General features: G+C 41.0%; 16 protein-coding genes. 3 read left to right on the top strand and 13 right to left on the bottom strand.

The window, feature by feature from the left end; all coding sequences use genetic code 11:
• Positions 1–344: 344 nt before the first annotated feature.
• From QTN47_RS00485 to QTN47_RS00475, 3 genes are all read right to left on the bottom strand, one after another.
• Positions 345–2,717: an ABC transporter permease gene (locus tag QTN47_RS00485; protein ID WP_369327335.1), complete on the bottom strand. Its 2,373-nt coding sequence runs from the start codon at positions 2,715–2,717 to the stop codon at positions 345–347.
• Positions 2,718–2,816: 99 nt separating this feature from the next.
• A complete protein-coding gene (locus QTN47_RS00480) occupies positions 2,817–3,116 on the bottom strand; it encodes a hypothetical protein (protein WP_369327334.1) in 300 nt (99 codons plus the stop codon).
• Between the two features lie 48 nt (positions 3,117–3,164).
• Positions 3,165–3,842 carry an ABC transporter ATP-binding protein gene (locus QTN47_RS00475; RefSeq protein ID WP_369327333.1) on the bottom strand — a complete coding sequence of 226 codons (678 nt, stop codon included), beginning with the start codon at positions 3,840–3,842 and terminating at the stop codon, positions 3,165–3,167.
• Between the two features lie 104 nt (positions 3,843–3,946).
• Here QTN47_RS00475 and QTN47_RS00470 point away from each other — a divergent pair, with 104 nt between their 5' ends.
• Positions 3,947–4,294, top strand: coding sequence for a four helix bundle protein (locus QTN47_RS00470; protein WP_369327332.1), 348 nt, complete (start codon positions 3,947–3,949; stop codon positions 4,292–4,294).
• Between the two features lie 77 nt (positions 4,295–4,371).
• On the opposite strand, the gene QTN47_RS00465 is transcribed toward QTN47_RS00470, so the two are convergent.
• Positions 4,372–5,625, bottom strand: coding sequence for an efflux RND transporter periplasmic adaptor subunit (locus QTN47_RS00465; RefSeq protein ID WP_369327331.1), 1,254 nt, complete (start codon positions 5,623–5,625; stop codon positions 4,372–4,374).
• Positions 5,626–6,331: 706 nt separating this feature from the next.
• On the opposite strand from QTN47_RS00465, the gene QTN47_RS00460 reads away from it, so the two are divergent.
• Positions 6,332–7,693 carry a sigma-54-dependent transcriptional regulator gene (locus QTN47_RS00460; protein WP_369327330.1) on the top strand — a complete coding sequence of 454 codons (1,362 nt, stop codon included), beginning with the start codon at positions 6,332–6,334 and terminating at the stop codon, positions 7,691–7,693.
• A gap of 122 nt (positions 7,694–7,815) precedes the next feature.
• A complete protein-coding gene (locus QTN47_RS00455; RefSeq protein ID WP_369327329.1) occupies positions 7,816–9,162 on the top strand; it encodes a sensor histidine kinase in 1,347 nt (448 codons plus the stop codon).
• Positions 9,163–9,698: 536 nt separating this feature from the next.
• On the opposite strand, the gene QTN47_RS00450 is transcribed toward QTN47_RS00455, so the two are convergent.
• The 9 genes from QTN47_RS00450 to QTN47_RS00410 form a co-directional block, all read right to left on the bottom strand.
• Entirely contained in the window at positions 9,699–10,088 is a 390-nt protein-coding gene (locus QTN47_RS00450) for a helix-turn-helix domain-containing protein (RefSeq protein ID WP_369327328.1), read from the bottom strand.
• A 1,082-nt stretch (positions 10,089–11,170) separates the two neighbouring features.
• On the bottom strand, positions 11,171–11,983 hold the full coding sequence (locus QTN47_RS00445) for a sensor histidine kinase (RefSeq protein WP_369327327.1): 813 nt from the start codon (positions 11,981–11,983) through the stop codon (positions 11,171–11,173).
• A complete protein-coding gene (locus tag QTN47_RS00440) occupies positions 11,955–12,638 on the bottom strand; it encodes a hypothetical protein (protein ID WP_369327326.1) in 684 nt (227 codons plus the stop codon). The genes QTN47_RS00445 and QTN47_RS00440 overlap by 29 nt, the downstream gene beginning before the upstream one ends.
• 130 nt (positions 12,639–12,768) lie before the next feature.
• Positions 12,769–13,425: a hypothetical protein gene (locus QTN47_RS00435; RefSeq protein ID WP_369327325.1), complete on the bottom strand. Its 657-nt coding sequence runs from the start codon at positions 13,423–13,425 to the stop codon at positions 12,769–12,771.
• Positions 13,426–13,580: 155 nt separating this feature from the next.
• Complete coding sequence (locus tag QTN47_RS00430; RefSeq protein WP_369327324.1) at positions 13,581–13,919, bottom strand: translation initiation factor; 339 nt, start codon at positions 13,917–13,919, stop codon at positions 13,581–13,583.
• Between the two features lie 503 nt (positions 13,920–14,422).
• Positions 14,423–15,280 (bottom strand): carboxylating nicotinate-nucleotide diphosphorylase, encoded by an 858-nt coding sequence (gene nadC, locus QTN47_RS00425; RefSeq protein ID WP_369327323.1) that lies wholly within the window; start codon positions 15,278–15,280, stop codon positions 14,423–14,425.
• Positions 15,281–15,834: 554 nt separating this feature from the next.
• Positions 15,835–17,016 carry an ABC transporter permease gene (locus QTN47_RS00420; RefSeq protein WP_369327322.1) on the bottom strand — a complete coding sequence of 394 codons (1,182 nt, stop codon included), beginning with the start codon at positions 17,014–17,016 and terminating at the stop codon, positions 15,835–15,837.
• The gene (locus QTN47_RS00415; protein WP_369327321.1) at positions 17,013–18,167 is read right to left on the bottom strand and encodes an ABC transporter permease; all 1,155 of its coding nucleotides are present in this window, start codon (positions 18,165–18,167) and stop codon (positions 17,013–17,015) included. The genes QTN47_RS00420 and QTN47_RS00415 overlap by 4 nt, the downstream gene beginning before the upstream one ends.
• The gene (locus QTN47_RS00410; protein ID WP_369327320.1) at positions 18,167–19,153 is read right to left on the bottom strand and encodes an HlyD family secretion protein; all 987 of its coding nucleotides are present in this window, start codon (positions 19,151–19,153) and stop codon (positions 18,167–18,169) included. The genes QTN47_RS00415 and QTN47_RS00410 overlap by 1 nt, the downstream gene beginning before the upstream one ends.
• Positions 19,154–19,398: the final 245 nt, after the last annotated feature.

The raw sequence follows: 19,398 nt of genomic DNA, 5'->3' as shown, positions 1-19,398 counted from the left end.
TCGACATGACGATCCTGGCTTATCAGAAAAAGTAATCACAGCAGCACTCATAACGAGTATATAATAATCAGGAAGTCTGCACCCGCATCGTCACCTCGACGACAGGAGAGGTTTCCCGAATATTGAACTGATAGTGATATTTTAAAAGCACTTGATATTATCTACTCTTAACTTAACGACATTGAATTAATAATGCCTGATCGTAATGACAACTATAATTGAAAGTTGAAAATTGACAATTGACAATGATATGATCGTAATGATAAAGACATTCGCTATTCATGAAATCCTATCGTGTTACCAAACCTTTCATTTTAAATTTTCAATTGTTAATTATCAATTATTTATTCGCTTCTCAGGCTTTTCGCCGGGTTGGCCATGGCCGCTTTAATTGCCTGGAAGCTGATTGTTGCCAACGCAATAACAAGCGTTATTAAACCGGCAAGTGCAAATGTCCACCAGCTTATTGTGGTGCGGTATGCATATTGCTCCAGCATTTTATTGAGTGCCAGCCAGGCCGCAGGGAATGCTATTAATGCTGACAGAATGATCAGCTTTAAAAAATCTTTTGATAACAAGGTCACAATTCCGGGAACAGAAGCACCCAATACTTTTCTTACGCCGATCTCTTTCACTTTGCTTTCCGCAGTATAAGTAACAAGGCCAAACAATCCCAGGCAGGAGATCAGGATCGCGATCGCAGCAAAACAGTTAAACAGCTTGCCTGTGCGCATATCTGACTTATACATATTGTTGAAAGATTCATCAACAAATTTGTATTCAAAAGGATAATCAGCATTGTATTGCTTCCACACTGTTTGCACGCTGGCGATAGCTTTTGATGCATCTTTTGCAGTTGTTTTAATATACATGCGCCAACGCCATCCCGGATTATAGAACATAAGAATGGGTTCTATCTTTTTGTGCATATCATTAAAATGAAAATCTTTCACAACGCCTGCGATCACACCCTTTGTATCATGAAAAGTGAATCTTTTACCAATGGGATCCTTTATGCCCATCTCCTTTATCGCAGTTTCATTCAGGATATAATTTGTACTATCGGCAGGCGTTCCGGTAAAGCCAGAACCTTCAGCAAGCTTCATATTTAATGTTTGCAAAAAATTTCTTTCAACAGGTATCTGGTGGATCATGAAGTTCGATTGTTGGGGCGTTTTACCATCCCAGTCAGCATCACCTGTAGAGCTTCCCACATTGAACACATCTTGTCCGCTGGCTGTAACATCAACAATTCCCGGCATTCTCATCAAGTCAGCTTTTGCAGCGTCATAGTGCGCATTGATATTACGCAAGTCAATAGCCATAATGTTTTCCTTATCGTAACCCAGGTTCTTTTCACGGATATAGGACAGTTGTTTTCCTATTACTATTGTGGCAACGATCAGTATAATTGAAAAACTGAATTGTATGGTTACAAGTACCTTGCGGAAAACAACATTCTTTCCCAACCCGGAAACTTTTCCTTTCATTGCTTCCAGCGGCTTGAAAGAAGAAAGTGTGAGCGCCGGATAAACACCTGCCAGCAAAATAGTTGATGCAAGCGTAATACCATACACCATTAAAACATTTTTACTGAGTGGGTTGAACTGGATATTCTTTCCGGAAAGATCATTATACAAAGGCATTACCAGGTATATAACAATTGTGGCAAACAACAGAGAGATAAGTACAACCACCAGCGATTCATTAATGAATTGCCAGAAAAGATTTGACTTGCCTGCACCTACTATTTTTCTCAGGCTTATTTCTTTCGAGCGTTTATTGGCCCTGGCTGTTACAAGGTTTACATAATTAATACAGGCAATCAACAATATTACACCGGCAATCAGCATAAACACCCGCACAATCAGAATACCATCTTCTTTTCCTTCAGCAGTATACAAATGCATTTTAGTAAGTGGTAATGCCCTGTAGCTGAGGGTCTTTACAAATTCGCCTTGCTGCTCTTTGCGGTGAATGGCCGTCATTTTTGCAACGGCAGCATTTACATTTACGCTGGGTTTAAATTGAATGTATGTATCATAATTGTAGTTACCCCAATCTTCATCAAGGCTCTTCCAATAATCATTACCACTATAATCTTCTTTTTTCAGGTCGAAGGGAAATATAATATCCCATTTAATGGATGAATTTTCAGGAATATCTTTCATCACACCAGTCACATGATACGTTTTTTTATCATCACCTTTCAGCACCTTACCCATGGGATCATCATTCCCAAAATATTTTTTTGCAGTCGTTTCGGATAATATAACAGATCTGTTATCTGTAAAAGGTTTGAGTTTACTGCCCTTAATTAAAGGAAAGTTGAACATGGTAAAAAAAGAAGGATCAACAAGCCCGTTCTTTGATTCCATGAATTTCTTGCCGTTGTATTCAAGCTGGGACAAATTCCAGTTGCCTCCGATACGGCACGCATCAGCCACTTCGGGAACTGATTGTTTGGCTCTTGTTGCTAACGGCGCCGGCGTGTTTGACCAGAACGTTTCTTTACCGTCGTTGTTAAAACCGGATGCAATGTGATAAATACTATCAGCATTCTTATGAAACCTGTCAAAACTTAGTTCGTCCTGCACCCAAAGCAATAATAATATACAGGCTGCAAGACTCGCTGCGAGCCCCGTTATGTTGATGATGGAATATGCCTTGCTCTTGCGAAGATTTCGCCAGGTTATGATCAGGTTTTTCTTAAACATTGAGGTAGTTTTTAGATCTCTGATGTACGATTTGCAGATCTCTGATTTGGTTAAGGAGGTAATTCTCTTACGGTCTTACTATCTTACGGTCTTACGGTCTTATTGTAAAAACTGCACCAATCTCAGCGGAATCATTTTATAAGAAAACGAATCCTGCAAGTCAGTTTTCTCCTTCACCATGCGCAGTTGTTCAGTTCTCTCACCGGATTGAGACACCACACCATTCGCATTTTTTGATTTAGCATTTAGTACATATAACGCCAACACCATTCCTACAACAGTAAGTGCACACACCAGGTTTACAAACATGTTCTTTACAAAAGGAGATTCTTCTTTTGCTTCACTCGCCGCAGCTTCATCCCGAAGATGTGGGTAATATGTACTATGCGTTTTCATCATTAGCTTTTTTACTTATTATGTCGCCGTTATTAAACCGGCTATCTAAGATCAGATCAAGATATTCTCAGTAACAGTGTGACCATCCAGCATGCGTATAACGCGGTGGCTATAACGTGCATCATGTTCACTGTGTGTTACCATTACAATTGTAGTTCCCTGTTCATTCAGTTCTGTAAGTAACTGCATTACTTCATTACCGTTAGAGCTATCCAGGTTACCGGTAGGCTCATCCGCCAGGATCAGTTTAGGATTGTTCACAACAGCTCTTGCTACTGCCACACGCTGTTGCTGACCACCTGACAACTGTTGCGGATAGTGATTGCGACGGTGCATGATCTGCACTTTGTCCAGCACTTCTTCAACACGTTTTTTTCTGTCGGCAGCTTTAACACCTGTGTAGATCAAAGGGAGCTCAACATTTTCGAAAACAGTCAGCTCGTCAATCAGGTTAAAGCTCTGGAACACGAATCCAATATTGTGTTTACGCAGATCGGCACGTTTACGTTCGTTAAAATGTGCCACTTCAATTCCGTTGAAAACGAAGCTTCCGTTATCGGGATCATCCAATAAACCGAGTATGTTGAGCAGGGTTGACTTTCCGCAACCGGAAGGTCCCATTACAGCAACAAATTCTCCTTCTTTAACTTCAATGGTCAGTTTGTTGAGCGCAACCGTTTCTACTTCTTCGGTGCGGTAAATTTTTTCTAGTTCTGTGATCTTGATCATGGTGGGGAGATTTTTATTTAGCGGTCAGCAGTCAGCTTTGAGCTATCAGCTTTTTAGACCATTATTTTTATATATTTACAATTTTTATAATAAACCCTTTAATTATGCGCGATTACGCTAAACTCGAAATCTGGAAAAAAGCCCATCAACTCACCCTTGACATCTATCGCATTTCAGCCGCTTTTCCTAAATCTGAACTCTTTGGCCTTTGTTCACAAATGCGCCGCTCTTCATCATCGGTCCCTTCAAACATCGCCGAAGGTTGCGGAAGAAATACAAACGCACAATTACTCAATTACCTTCAAATTGCCAGCGGCTCCTGTTCTGAGCTAGCTTATCAACTGCTTTTATGTAAAGATCTCGGCTATATTTCAGTTTCTTCATTCAAACAACTGGACAATCAAACAATCGAACTCAGAAAAATGATCTATAGCTATTCTCGAAAACTATAACTGCTGCACCAGGTGCTGTTTGTTAATCTGTCAGCAATCTGCCATTTAGCTAAATGCTGATTGCTGACAGCTGATAGCTATTTCTTCAACACCAACTCCTGCATCGTTCCATACGTCTCATAACTGCTGGTTACTACTTTGTCGCCAACTTTCAGGCCTTGCAGTACTTCGTAGAAGTCGGGGTTTTGGCCGCCGAGCTGGATGTCTACTTTATAAGCAGTTTTACCATCTTCTGATACTTTAAAGATCCAGTTGCCACCGGTTTGCTGGAAGAAACCACCGCGCGGTAAAAGTATGGCTTGTGTTTCATCGCTCAAAGCAAGACGGATCTGTAATGTTTGTCCGCGGCGAATTCCTTTTGGTATAGCACCTACAAATTGCATATCCACCTGGAAGCGGCCGTTTGCTAACGCACTGTACACCTTAGTGATCTTTAATTTATAAGTTGAATCAGCAAAACTAAAGTCGCCCATTAAACCGGTATATACTCTTGAAAGGTAGTGCTCGTCAACATCCACACGCACTTTAAAACCGCTCAGCACATCTATCTGTCCAAGTCTGCCACCTTTGTTTTTGTTTTCACCAATCTCCGCATCCAGTGAAGTTAACTGGCCATCAACCGGAGCACGAACAATCAGGTCGCCAACTTTTTTGCGCATCACATTCAACATATTTTCTGAACCTTCATAAGATTGTTTGGCCTGTGCAACCTGCTGTGCATTTGATACGGAATCCTGGGTTAAGATCCTTTCAGTCAGTTTTTTTCTTTCAACCTGGTAGTTATAATCGTTTTCAGCTTTTTTAAATTCCTGTAAACCGATGGCTTTTTGCTCATACAAATGCTTGTTCAGGTTGTAAATACGCTCAGCTTCTTTATAAGCGCTGTTCACATCTGCCATCTGGTTCAGTTTGGTAACCGTATTTTGCTGTGCAGCGTTACGGGAGATCTGCATTTGAGTTAACAGGTTATATACGTTTGTTTCCTGGCTCACCATGCTCAACTGCAGGTCGGTATTTGACAAGCGCAGGATAGGATCACCTGCTTTCATAATAGCGCCATCTTCCACATATTTTTCTTCAACGCGACCACCTTCCTGTGCATCCAGGTAAATGCTTTTAATTGGGAGCACGGTACCATTCACCGGAATAGAAACCTGGAACGGCCCTTTTTTAATTTCGCTTATAGTTATACGCTCAGTGTCTACATTTAATCTTGATTTTCCGGAAGTAAAATAATAGCTGGCAACCAACAAGAGAACTAATGCGGCAACTCCCCCGATTGTAAGCAACTTCTTAGCGGTCCATTTTTTCTTTTTAATGACTCTATCCATAACAAATCTGCGTTTATACTTTCTTTTTTTGTAGCCCTTCAACTTTTAGGGGCGATTGTTTTGAAAATTACCCGGTGTAGACACACAAGGTCTGGACACATGAGAATAATTATCAGCTCTACATACATTAGCAAACTTGTGCCAACAGAAATATACATTGAAACCCAATGTGTTAGGATTTGAATGTACGGTAAAACTGTACCATAGCGAACACAAAGTGTCCGCTTTTGATACAGTACTCCAAGGCCGTAAAAAAAGAAGGCTTAATAACCAATGATTTAGCTAGTGGTATATTTTCTGGTAACACTCTATAAATGTGTTATTTACAGACAATTAATTGTAGCTTCGATTGAGGAGTACAGTAAGCTTAAAGCCTAAAGCGCAAAGCCTAAAACCAGTTGAATGGTATATTGGATATGTTATCGCCAAGTGGAGAAAATATAAAGTGATTAAATAGATGGGAACTGCAATTTTTTCCGCGATACAAATACTTTTTAAATGCAAGGCGGGACGCTTTAGGCTTAAAGCTTAAAGCTTAAAGCCTAAAGCCAGTTGAATGTATATTTCATATTTTATTACCGGTTGGAGAAAAAGCAAGGTGACTACATAGATGGCAATTGCGACTTTTCCGTGATACATATTTTAAAAAGACAGGGCCGGAAGCTAATGGCTGAAAGCTGACTGCTGATAGCTAAATTCTTATGCAATGAACCTGAAGAATGCAAATGTTTTAATTATTGATGACGATACAGACGTATTGACCGCTGTAAGATTGTTAATGAAAACGGAGTCTAAAGATATTACTACGGAAAAAAATCCTGAAAATATCCGGAGTCTTCTTAGCAAACAGAATTATGATGTGATCTTGCTGGACATGAACTTCAATAGCTCTATCAATACGGGCAATGAAGGCTTGTTCTGGCTGAGAAAAATAAAAGAACTCGGCTCTACAGCAGCAGTAATTATGATTACGGCCTATGGAGATATTGACCTTGCAGTTCGTTCTTTAAAAGAGGGTGCAGCAGACTTTGTGGTGAAGCCGTGGCACAACGAGCGCCTTATTGAAACCATTAAAGATGCGCTGAAGAAAAAGGACAATGGAAAAGGGCCGTCTGTAAAAAGTTCCCAGGATAATATTATCGGTAGTGAGTTGCTGGGCAATAGTGAAATAATGCAGGACATTTTTTACAAGATTGAAAAGATCGCCCCTACTGATGCGAACATTTTAATTCTTGGAGAGAATGGAACAGGTAAGGACCTGATTGCAAAAGCAATACACCAGTATTCATTAAGAGCAAAAAAGCCATTTGTAAAAGTAGATGTGGGCGCTTTGACGGACAGCCTTTTTGAAAGCGAGCTTTTTGGTCATAAAAAAGGTGCATTTACCGATGCGCGTGAGGACAGGATTGGCCGGTTTGAAACAGCAAACGGAGGCACATTGTTCCTGGATGAAATTGGAAATATATCACTTCGTCAACAGGCAAAACTGCTGACTGTTTTACAGAACAGGCAAATTACCAGGCTTGGTTCCAACGAGCCTATCCCAGTAGATATAAGATTGATCTGTGCCACCAACATTCCCATAAGTGAACTGGCGGACGAACAAAAATTCAGAAAGGACCTTATCTATCGTATTAACACTGTCGAGATAACGGTGCCGCCTTTGCGCAGAAGAGGAGATGACATTACGATGCTGGCAAAACATTTTGTCAAGATCTACACCGCGAAATACATGAAGCCCGACATTGGCCTTTCAACCTCTGCGATGGAAAAACTAAAGCAATATCATTTCCCCGGAAATGTGCGAGAGTTGCAATACACCATAGAGCGCGCGGTGATTATGTCTGAAGGGGAAGAACTGATGGCAAAAGATCTTATTTTTTCTCCGATTGAAGCTTCGAGACAAGAAGAAACAATAGCCCCCGAAGATCTCAACCTAAGCGCAATTGAAAGAAATACTATTTTAAAGGTGATTGAAAAACACAGCGGCAACATCACCAAAGCAGCAAAAGAACTGGGTCTTACCAGGACAGCGTTGTACAGGAGATTGAATAAATATGAAATTTAGTTGTACGTTATAAGTGGTACGTTATACGTCTATCTAACCGAAGGAAATCCCCCTATAAACGTATACCGTACATGCTGCGATGCAATAAACGTACAACGTATAACTTACAACTAAACACGTAGATGCAATTAAAACGTTACGAATGGATAATACTGGGAAAAGTCCTGATGTTATTCGTTACCCTTTCAGCAACTTCATTTTGTGTAGTTAAGAACCAGACCATTTACGTGGTGTTCCTGGTTCCCGTGATAATTTATCAGCTAATAGACTTTTACAGGTTTAATAAAAAAGCCCAGGAAGAAGTGAAGCAGTTTGTGGAAAGTGTGCATTACAGGGATTTTTCCAGGTATTTTGATGTAAACCACGCTCCTCTTGAGCTGCAGCCACTGCGCCAGGGTTTTAATGAAATTAATACAACATTTAAAACAATGAGCCGCGAGAGAGAAACCCAGTATCAATACTTACAAAAGATACTGGAAATGGTAGACACGGGCATTCTTTCCTACAACACAGAATCGGGCGAGGTTGTATGGATGAATGAAGGCTTTAAAAAGTTGCTGGGTATTCCTTTTCTTAAAACAATTGAATCACTGCAAAAGCGTGATGAATATTTATATGGAGAAGTAATTCAACTAAAGAATGGCGACAGCAAGATTGTTTCACTGATTAAAGACAAAAACACTTTTAAAGCGTTGATGAGCGCAACAGCATTTCAAACGGAAGGAAGGATTTACAAACTGGTCGCCTTTCAAAACGTGAATGAAGCGTTGGACGAAACAGAAAGCAAAGCATGGCAAAGATTGTTAAGCGTTATGACGCATGAGATCATGAACTCGGTTGCCCCTATTTCTTCCCTTGCAGATACATTAAAAAATATGCTCGGTCAAACAAAACCACATGTATCACCGCAAAACAAATCTTCCTTTGATGATATAGAACTGGGCATTGATACCATCAAACGCAGAAGTGAAGGACTATTAAAGTTCGCCGAAACTTATCGCAACCTGAACAAGATTGTAAAACTGAACCTAAGCAAAGTGTATGTTGGAGAATTGTTTGAAAACCTGCACCAGCTAATGGAACCCACTTTGCTGCAAAAAAATATTGAGCTTGAAATTATTCTGAAAGATCCGATGCTGACGGTTGAGGCCGATGTAAATCTTGTTGAACAGGTATTGATCAACCTTGTAGTAAATGCTGCCGAAGCGGTGAAAGAAGCGCACGAACCAAGAATTACGCTCTCAGCAGGCGCTTCAGCCAACAATAAAGTTGCATTGAAAGTCGCCGATAATGGCACCGGCATTCCTGACGATGTGCTGGATAAAATATTCATCCCGTTCTTCAGCACTAAGAAAAGCGGAAGCGGTATTGGCCTAAGCCTCTGCAAGCAAATTATGATGCTCCACAAAGGCAACATAACCGTGCAAACAGTATTGGGAGAAGGAACGGCGTTTACGATGCAATTCTGAGAAGCTGTGAGCTTTTAGCTGTTAGCTATCAGCTTTAAGGCATCAGGTTTCAGGTTTCAGGTGTGAGGCATAAGGCTTGAGGCTATACCTCTTACTATCTTACTTTCTTACTATCTTACACGTCTTTTCTGGTCTTACTGTCTTACGGTCTTACATATCTTACAAGCTTTCAGCAACATCTTCATTGCCGTCTGCTTTAGCTGACGGACAAAGAGACACATCATTTCAACTGGCTTTAGCCAAATGTTCTGTGTTTGGGGCTAAAGCCCTGATTGATGAGAATATTGCTTATCCGTCAGCTAAAGCAGACGGCAATGAATTGAAATTCGCACAAGCTTGGGTTCAAGGTATCAGGTTTCAGGTATCAGGTATGAGGTTTTAGGCGCACACATCTTACTATCTTACTTTCTTGCTATCTTAGAAGGTCTTACGGTCTTACAAAAGCAACTCCCGATTTGCTATACAAAACCTGGTAATGTGCTTTAGTTATTTCCCAATTAACTTCTCCAACCTGGCAATCATCTCATCCTTTTCTTTCAACATCCTTTATACAGCGCTTCCATTTCCTTCAACCTCCTTTCATGCAACGCTTCCTTCTCCTTATGCAGTTCTATAATTTTATCGAGCGGATTAAATGTGCCATAATTGCTAATACCGACAGCATGGTCATAAGAATTTATGGTATTTGAACAAATATGAACCACACGTTCCGTATCAAAATTCTCAATCGCTTGCCTTGGCACTTTTAGCGCCTGCGCTACCTTTTCCATCATAGCGGGATCTATGTCGGCTTTTGCTTCTAACATCGATACTTTTTTCTGGTTCCAATCATCGCCCAACTCAACTGCCAGTGCATCTTGTTTCACCCCCAGCAGCTCCCGGAACCTCTTAATTTTTTCTCCGAGATGTATTGTATGTTCTGCCATAGTTGTAAGAATAAGTATGCTGACAAATATAATATTTATCGCCCGTTCATAAACTATTTAAGTGTTTACCATTAGCTGTGGAATGTCATTTAGTTAAGAACAATTAAAGCTCCAACGGAGCTCCCTGTTTGTAGAAAATCAGCATTTAAAATGTCTCGTCCTAAAAAAAGTTTACAGATAGATTGATTAATCCTGTAATGGCTTTACAAAAAAGACCATCAGACTCCAGCGGAGTCTCCGGTAACGCTTGAAACATTACAATACTCCCAACCAGACCCGGACTAACGATAAAGGCTCCTTGCCCTTCCATTAAAAGCGTAGGTTATTAACAAACAAAATGCGATATAGATTACGTTATGAAAATCCCAAACTGAACTTGCAAAAGCTACCGCTCTTGTCATCAACACATTATAAAAAAGAAAAACAAAGAAGTTAACAGACTCGTATATTGCCAGACCTGTCACAATAATCAAAAACGGATCAAAATCCAGATCGACCTCTTCGTCTTTAAGTTTCTGGAAAAAAAAATACATGCAATATATAAGCAGTATTAACCCTTCTAACGCGAACACTTTAGAACTAATCAAGAAGAAATCGTCAATAAGCAGAAAAATAATTGCGGATACAACCAGAAAAAAAACAATGACCCAATAGGAGCTTAGCCATCTTGATTTAACTCCAATTGACTGAAAGAATAAAACAAAACAAACGGTTATTGCAAGTGAGTGAAGATTGTACTCCCAATTATTGTATTTGAGAAATCCTGAAAGCTGATAATAGAAAAAAATACTAAGATTTGCCATTGTATGTAAAACGAAAGCAGCGCATAAATACACAAACACTATTCGCAATGGCTTTGAAATTGGTCTTTTTATTAAAAAAGTTATCAGGGGAATAAGAACCGTCCATGACTCGGCACATCTCAACACTTCTAGAAGCATACTTTATTTCAAAGCTGGTTTGATTTATTAAACAATTAAGGATCTGAGACTACATGTGTATATGCAAGATATTACACATTGCATATATAATTCCACTATTAATTTTCAGGGGCTGGTGGCGGGCATTTTAATGGGCGGGATTTAGGCGGGAACACCGTTTTCTGCGGGTATTTTGAGCAGCACAGAACTATTCATATCGTTTACATCAAACAAAATAATTCCTTTTAGTAAGGCTACTCTGTTTTGAATATTTTTCAATCCCAAACCGTTGCTTTGAAATCTCAATTGTTCAAACATCTCCTGGCTTAATCCCTTGCCGTCATGTTGAAGTTGAAAATTAACATGCTTATTTTCCGGCCAGGACCTTATGGTGAGTGCTTGGGCATCTGCATGTTTTAATATATTATTACAAAGCTCCTGGATAATTCTATAGATGTTAATATCTTTTCCACCTGTAAAAGAACCATAACTTTCGTCCAGCTCAACTATAATAGACAACGAATTTGACTGCTCCAGCTTGCGTAAAAAACTGCGAATGCCTTCATTCAATCCCATATCTTCCATCATAATAGAATGAAGATTATGCGAGATGGTGCGCACTTTGCCAATTGATTCACCTAATAATTCGATACATTTTTCATGAGAAAGCCGATCCGTTTCTTTTAAAGGACCAGTATCGATATGGTGCATATACAGCTTCGTTGCAGACAGTAATGCGCCAACATCATCATGTAACTCTTCTGCAATTCTTTTTCGCTCACTTTCCTCTGCTTTGATCGCCGCTTCTATTAATAAGTTTTGTTGTTCTTCTCTTAATGTCATCATCTCTTGCCTATGCCTGAACTTTCTTCTTTGGCTATGGTTAAATGTTAATAGAAAAGCGATCACCAGAATTAACATGGCGCCAATTCCTACCATTACCAGACTAACGATATATGAGCCTTGTTCTCCCATAGAAAGCGTAAGTTATAAAAAGACAGAAAATAATGTAGACCCAATTATGAACGTCCCAAATGGAACCAGCAAAAGCGACCGCCTTTTCCATCAGCAAATTAAAAAATAAAAAAATGAAAAAATTCACTGATTCATAAATGGTCAATCCTGTAACGATAACTAATGGGGCGTCAAAATCAAGATATATTTCGTCATCCTTTAACCTTTGTAAAAAAAATGAAACACAATACACCAGTAAAACAATTCCTTCTATGGCAAACACTTTAGAACTAATAATGAAAAAATCATCGGATAATAAAAAAATTGAACCCACGGTAATTAAGTAAAGAGGCAATATCCATTTGGTATTTAACCATTTTGATCTTATACCGATTTCCCGGAAAAACAGAATGAAGCAGACGGTTAAAAAAACAGAATGCAAATTATACAACCAGTTATTAGTCCCAAAAACACCTTTGACACGATAATAAAGAACAGCAATTGTAAATCCTTCAGCAGAATTATTAATAAATGCCAAAATCAGATATACAGCAACAATCTTATAGGCATGAACGTATTTTTTTCGAAAAAAGTACATTGCTAAAGGGATGAGCGTAATCCATGCCTCCGACCAGTCAAGTAGCGCCTGAAAAATATTATCTGATATATAGTTCATTAATAATCTGTCATTCGCCAAAAAGGGTAATGCAGGTGTTGAACCTACATTACCCTTACGTTAGATGTTATCGAAATCCGCATTTCTTAAATTCTTTTATGAAATTAAGGTCTACGGTTAAATGCTTAATCTATTTTTTCAATAAGGCCGGTGGCGGTGGTGGACATGTTGGCGGACATGGCTTAAGCTCCAGCACTGTACCTCCTTGCAGATCCTGCAATTTGACCATTTGACCTTTTTGAATGGCAATCAACTTCACACCCACATACTGTTTGTCATCTCTAAAAGGAACAAACAACACAGAGTCATACTTTGCAGCCGGAGTACCACTAGCATCCAAACCTTTCAAAAATGAGATCAGCGTGTCTTTTGTCATCACCAAAGGACCAAATTTCGTTGGCACGTCCAGTGTGTACTTCTCTCTTTCCGGCACCTGCTTGATCAGATCTGTAGGATAATAATCAGGTTTGTCTGTTCCTTTGTAAACATAGCTGTAAAAGTCATAGCCGTAATTACCTTCTTTAGTCTTTCCTAAATCTTCTACATGCAGCGTGAAATTCTGGAAATCGCCTTCATTAACCGCTTTTACGAACTCAGGCATAGAAGCTCCCATAGTGTAATATTGGGTAACTGTGCTGTCCGCGGCAAGTGTAGCGCTCATTGCTTTATCACTTGTGGTAGAAGACTGCTGGCAGGAACTGAATAACGCCAGGGCAAGGATTGATGCCGCTATACGGACATCTTTCAGAAAGAAGCCAACTACGCTTCTTTTCGATTGCTTTATCATAGTGTTGGTTTAAGCTTAGGTTAGTATATCAAACCGGGGCCTGTTTGCTATCCGAGATTGATATCTTTCAAAAATAATGAAAGTTTTTACTTTTCGGTGTTTTGTTATATGAATGATTTATTTTTTGTATATTCCAAACGCAGCACCCAAAGCCTTTATACTTTTTTCGTCTGTTTGTAATTATTCTTCAGCAACCATTGCAGTACTTTATCACGCTGGTCGCCCTGTACAATGATCTCGCCATCTTTCGCCGATCCGCCAGTGCCACAGAAGCTTTTCAGCTTCTTGCCCAGGTCCTCCATATCCTCATTTGTGCCGATAAAACCTGTGACCAACGTTACCGTTTTACCGCCGCGATGTTTGGTCTCCAGCCTTACGCGTAGCTTCTGCTGCGCGGGTTCCAGCGTTTCCTGCGTTTCTGCATTATCATCTTCAAACTTAAAATTGGGATCGGTGCTGTATACAAATCCCCTGTTATCAGGTTTCTTTTTCATGGAATAAGCTATGAGCTGTCAGCTATCAGCTTTCAGCGGGTAAAAAAAAGGTATCAGGTTTCAGGCGTCAGGTGTCAGGTTTGAGGCGTGAGGCTTGAGGCTTGAGGCCCCGAACCGCTGCCGATTTTTTTTAGGTTTGAACCGTGAGGTTTGCGGCTTCCCCATCACCCATTTCTAGTATCCCTGTACCGGTTACCCCTACCCATTTCCTTGCCTCAAATTATAATTGTGCCTCAACACATCAAATACATCAGACATACATCATACATTGGAAAGAACTTCATCACCAGCCAACCCATCTCGTACTTCGTAACTCGTACTTACCCTCACATCGTACCCGCCCGAACGTGCCGTTCGGTACGGGCGGGCATCTAACATCGTACATTCTCCTCACATCGTACATTGGAAAGAGCTTCATCACCAGCCAACCCATCTCGTACTTCGTACTTCGTAACTCGTACTTACCCTCACATCGTACACCGTACATCCTACATCTTACATTCCTACACCACCACTGCCTTCAAACTCAAATCCAAACTTTGCGCCTGGTGAATCAATCCTCCCACACTTACATAATCAACGCCGGTTTCTGCGTAGGAAACTATTGTATCAATATTGATACCGCCGCTGGCTTCGGTTTCGAAAGCCCCGCCGATTATATCAACAGCTTCCTTCACCTGCGCAGGAGAAAAATTATCCAGCATTATTCTGAACACCTTGTCTTTTGCAAAATTACATACGAGCATTACATCATCCAGACTCCGGGTTTCCACTTCTATTTTTAATCCGGGCTTTTTTGTGGTTACATAATCCCAGGCCCTGTTAATGGCGTTTTCAAGACCGCCGCTGTAGTCGATATGATTGTCTTTCAGCATGATCATATCGTACAGGCCAAAACGGTGATTTACACCCCCGCCTATTCTCACAGCTTCTTTTTCCAGCAGACGGAAATTGGGTGTTGTTTTGCGCGTATCCAGCACTTTTGTGTGATAGCCTTTTAGTTTCTCCACATATTGATGTGTGAGCGTTGCAATGCCACTCATACGCTGCATGCAGTTCAGCACAAGTCGCTCACATGTGAGAATAGTATGAATGCCGGCTTCCACTTCAAAAGCTTTTTCGCCGTTGTGCATGGCGTCACCATCATTTTTGTAGCTGGTAAACACAGCAGAAGGGTCAATGTATGTAAAGATTTCTTTAGCAACTTCAACACCTGCAAGAATGCCGTCCTGCTTGATTTTTAGTACCGCCTTGCCTTTTTGTCCCGAGGGAATACTGCTTAAAGTTGAATGATCGCCATCGCCAACGTCTTCTTTTAAAGCCTCGTCAATCAGGTGGTGCAGTTGCTCTTTATTCAACATATCTGAAATTTGTGCAAAAGTAAGACTTAGATAATTGAGAATGGAAAATTGACAATTGACAATGAAATGTCGCTTAGTTGAGCAGGCAGCTTCAACTTTGGGAGATGTCTCCTATCGTCGACATGACGATCCTCGCTCGTCAGTAAAAGTGATTGCAACACCAACGATGAATTATATGAAAGAGTCGGCAGCCGCATCGTCACCTCGACGAGAGAATTTGGTTAACCACAATCAAAACGAGATGACAGTACATTTTTCATCGATAGTCCGTAGGACTTTAAGCTCAATAGAAAACCGGGAACATACAAGGCCTTTCTTGTCCGTAGGACATTAACCCTTTTTATTTGGTTAAAGCCCTAACGGGCTATGAGGTTCTGGATTCGATCGGTTCTATTGAGCTTAATTCCCTACGGGAAAAATTGAAAAACAATTCTAGAATTTGTCATTGGCACGACAGGAGAGGTCTTTCGCATTTAAACCTGACCGAAATATTTTAGACGGCCCTCTGTGTATCTCTGTGTCTTCTCCTGGCCTCCTCTGTGTAATTGTATTTTCTACAGCGTTTTTGCTGATAGCTGATGGCTGACAGCCGACAGCTTTCCAATTCTCCACACCGCCAATAGTGTATAGAGCAGCAACAAAACCAACAAATGCACAATTGACGGCAAATTCTGCATCACCGTGGCGCCGTTTTGAACAACGGAGATATATGACTTTATAAATGGCGTAGTGGGAAGCAACGACGAAATGCACTGCACTGGCTCGGGCAAGGCTTCCAAAGGAAATGTATAACCCGTAATTAAAAAAATAGGATAAGTTGAAAATGCCATCATCTGCACATTCATGACTTGTGTATCAAACAGCGACCCGATAAAGACACCCATCGGAATAAGCGTAAAAAGAAACAAAAACATCAGAAAGCCCAAAGCGCCAACACTCCCCCGGACCGGCAAATGAAGAATATTAAAATTGACTGTTAGAAAGAATACCGCGTAACACAAAAACAACAACAGATAAAAAGCACCTTTGCCATATAGCGCCAACGAAAGATTGTTACGCGAAATATCCAGCCAGCTTCCGACTGTTCTTTTTTGACGCTCGCCACTAACGCTCCCTGACAAGCCGATCAGCAGTGTCTGTTGCAAAATGAGTGCAAGTAACCCTGGCAGCAAAAAAGAACCATAGTTACTGCGAACATTATATAACGGACGATAATCCAGGTTAACAGGCATTACTTCACTCATGGCCATTTGTTCGGTGAGTCCCTGCGTTTGAAAATATTTTAATCGCACACCTGCACTCACCGTCAACGAAACCTGCGTTATCGCACCCAACAGATCGCTTGAAGGCAGAAAGCGGGCTGCATTCAATGCCAGCACCACATCAGCCTGCTGCAATCTCAGCACTTTACTTTCAAGACCTTTTTCAACATATATAAATCCCTGGCAGTTGCCTTTATACATCATTTCTTTTGCCTCCGTTATGTTGTTGACACTAATTACGCTGGCCATCTGCAGGTTACTTACCTGCTGCTTTAACATGCGCGAAAGTGAAGTGTTATCATCATCTACAAAAGCAAGCTTCACGTTCTCTTCTTCTTTATACTGGTAAATACTTCCATAGAAAAAAGCATAGAGCAACGGCGCAATCAGCAACGTCAGCAGCAGGCTGTGATCTTTTGCAATGATCTTAGCCTCACGTAACAGCAACGCTCCTATCGCACGGATACGCTTCATATATTCTTCTGCATTTGACGTTGAAAGAAAACTACTGCAACGGGAAATGTGATCACTATAAACCAAAGCAACCGCATTATCTCGGGCTGCGCATATTTCAAATCGATGTTCATGCTATACACTTTTATATAGCCATCCAGAAAAGCTGTGTAGGGCATAATGTTGGCATAGTATTGATCATACCAGGGCATCGCCCATCTTGGAAAAGTATATCCGCTGAACACAAAGGCGGGTGAGGTATAGAACAAACCGACATCACTTGCCAGCATGATGTCTTTAGTTATGCCTGAGATCATCATTCCTATTCCCAGGCAGGCCAGTGTTAGTAATGTATATAAGATAAAAAACTTGCCCGTCGCTCCAGCATGCGTCAGGTTAAACATGGGATAGATAACTCCCGCGATCAAAATAAAATTCAGCCAGGATACCGAAAGGTGCGCCAGTGTTTTTCCAGCAATCACGTTAGACGCCGAGCCGTGGGACAACACAAACAACTCCCGCATGGTTCGTGTATCGTTCTCATAATTCAATACCAGCACTGCCACCATAATAATGATCATCTGCATGGCGACTGTGATCAGGCCTGGCGCAAGATACTGCTGGTAGTTATAATCCGGATTATACAACGGATAACTCTGCAGCCGAACTGGTTGAACAAGTGCCATTGCCTTGTTTTTATTCATCCCCGTCTTCACCAGCTTTTGTAATATCACGCCGGATCCCGCCGTAATAATTACCTGTGCCGCATCTTTATAAATAAGTTTTGCAGGCACTAACGCAGCTGTATTTGTGTAAAGCGTTACGTAGACAGGATGCTTGCTGTAGATATCGCTTTCCATTTTTTTGGGAAAATGAACGCCACCCAGTACCTCGCCTTTTTGAACAAGATCGCGAAGCTCCGCCTCGCTTGCAACAGAACGTGTAATATGGATGGCGCCAGCCTGTTCAAGCATGAAAGTAAATGTGCGCGAAATGGACGAATGATCTTCATCCCAAACAGCCATAGGCAGATTTTCTGCATGCTGGCTCTCGTAGATATAAGCATAGAAAAAGAACAGCAATGGCGGCATGATGATCAATACCCTGTAATGCACGGGTAAAGAAAAAATGCGTTTCCACTCCCTGTATGTTATCTGTAAAATACTTCGCATTATGGTAGTTGTAGAGAAGCCGTCATACCGGCTCTTAATCCCGTTACGTTCTCAGCAGGCTTGCATTCAACAGTGAAGGTTCGCAATTCAAACGCACCCTTTTCCTTTACAGGAACCCAATTGGCAAACGCCAGCGAAGGAGATACACTGCTGATCGTTACTCCGAACTGTTCCGGCGTGCATCCCGGCACTGTAACGGTTGCTTTATCATTCAGTTTGAATGCTTTTATCTTATCCTGGCGAACGTTAAACCGGATAAAGTAAGCATCGCTTTTTTGAATCGTAATGATGGGATAACCGATGCTGACTATCTCACCTTCATGAATTACAAGGGATGATATTACGCCGGTGGCCGGCGCATAAATTCTTGTATTTCCAGTAAGAGAATTCATCAGTTCATAACCATGCTCGGCTTGACGAAGAATAGCTTTCGCTGATTGTATTACTTCCGGGCTCGTTCCTTTTTGCAGCATTTCCAAATTCAGCTTTGCTGTTTCCATTTCCTTTTTGGATGCTTCCATTTTAAAATACACCAGGTCTTTCTCCTGCCCCGAGATCACTTCATCATTATACAGTCGCTGCATGCGTGTGTAAGTCTTGTTGAAAAGATCGTACTGATCCTGTGCTATTTTGTACAGATTGTTGGATGACGCGACTATTTCCGGCCTTGCTCCGCGCTGTAATAAATCCAGCTGACCTTTCGCGGCATCCACGGCAGCCAACGCCTGCTGACGGATTGCATTAATTTCAGTGGATTGCAAAACGCCCAGCAACTTTCCTTTTTGAACGGTGTCGCCTTCTCTTACAAAAAGACTATCCATGCGTCCGGGCAGCTCAGCGGCAACATCCACACTACTCACGTCCACCATACCAATTACAGCGTCCGCTTCATTGTGTTTATTTCTTCCCAACATAAAATACAACGCAATCAGCAGCACAAGTAAAGGAACCAACAACGCCCAATAATTTTTAAACACAGATCTCATTTAATTGAAAATTGAAAGTTGAGAATTGACAATGTGCGGATGAGTAAATATGCAAATGTGCAAATGCTCCGCATATTGCCAGTACAACTTATTTTCGAAATATTGTTTTTTTGATTGTATCTTTAAAAGTCCAATTTGATTCGCACATTCGCACATTCGCACATTCGCACATTCGCACATTCGCACATTCGCACATTCGCACATTCGCACATTCGCACATTCGCACATTCGCACATTCGCACATT

The sequence above is a fragment of the Danxiaibacter flavus genome (assembly GCF_041060425.1).
Taxonomy (GTDB): Bacteria; Bacteroidota; Bacteroidia; order Chitinophagales; family Chitinophagaceae; genus Danxiaibacter; species Danxiaibacter flavus.
This window is presented reverse-complemented; position numbering and strand designations above follow the sequence as displayed.

Coding starts and splice junctions, on each gene's coding strand:
- QTN47_RS00465 (WP_369327331.1), bottom strand. CDS start 5,625: ATGGATAGAGTCATTAAAAAGAAAAAATGGACCGCTAAGAAGTTGCTT.
- QTN47_RS00430 (WP_369327324.1), bottom strand. CDS start 13,919: ATGAAAAAGAAACCTGATAACAGGGGATTTGTATACAGCACCGATCCC.
- QTN47_RS00450 (WP_369327328.1), bottom strand. CDS start 10,088: ATGGCAGAACATACAATACATCTCGGAGAAAAAATTAAGAGGTTCCGG.
- QTN47_RS00435 (WP_369327325.1), bottom strand. CDS start 13,425: ATGATAAAGCAATCGAAAAGAAGCGTAGTTGGCTTCTTTCTGAAAGAT.
- QTN47_RS00410 (WP_369327320.1), bottom strand. CDS start 19,153: ATGAGATCTGTGTTTAAAAATTATTGGGCGTTGTTGGTTCCTTTACTT.
- QTN47_RS00460 (WP_369327330.1), top strand. CDS start 6,332: ATGAACCTGAAGAATGCAAATGTTTTAATTATTGATGACGATACAGAC.
- QTN47_RS00475 (WP_369327333.1), bottom strand. CDS start 3,842: ATGATCAAGATCACAGAACTAGAAAAAATTTACCGCACCGAAGAAGTA.
- QTN47_RS00420 (WP_369327322.1), bottom strand. CDS start 17,016: ATGAAGCGTATCCGTGCGATAGGAGCGTTGCTGTTACGTGAGGCTAAG.
- QTN47_RS00440 (WP_369327326.1), bottom strand. CDS start 12,638: ATGAACTATATATCAGATAATATTTTTCAGGCGCTACTTGACTGGTCG.
- QTN47_RS00485 (WP_369327335.1), bottom strand. CDS start 2,717: ATGTTTAAGAAAAACCTGATCATAACCTGGCGAAATCTTCGCAAGAGC.
- QTN47_RS00445 (WP_369327327.1), bottom strand. CDS start 11,983: ATGGGAGAACAAGGCTCATATATCGTTAGTCTGGTAATGGTAGGAATT.
- QTN47_RS00470 (WP_369327332.1), top strand. CDS start 3,947: ATGCGCGATTACGCTAAACTCGAAATCTGGAAAAAAGCCCATCAACTC.
- QTN47_RS00415 (WP_369327321.1), bottom strand. CDS start 18,167: ATGCGAAGTATTTTACAGATAACATACAGGGAGTGGAAACGCATTTTT.
- nadC (WP_369327323.1), bottom strand. CDS start 15,280: ATGTTGAATAAAGAGCAACTGCACCACCTGATTGACGAGGCTTTAAAA.
- QTN47_RS00480 (WP_369327334.1), bottom strand. CDS start 3,116: ATGATGAAAACGCATAGTACATATTACCCACATCTTCGGGATGAAGCT.
- QTN47_RS00455 (WP_369327329.1), top strand. CDS start 7,816: ATGCAATTAAAACGTTACGAATGGATAATACTGGGAAAAGTCCTGATG.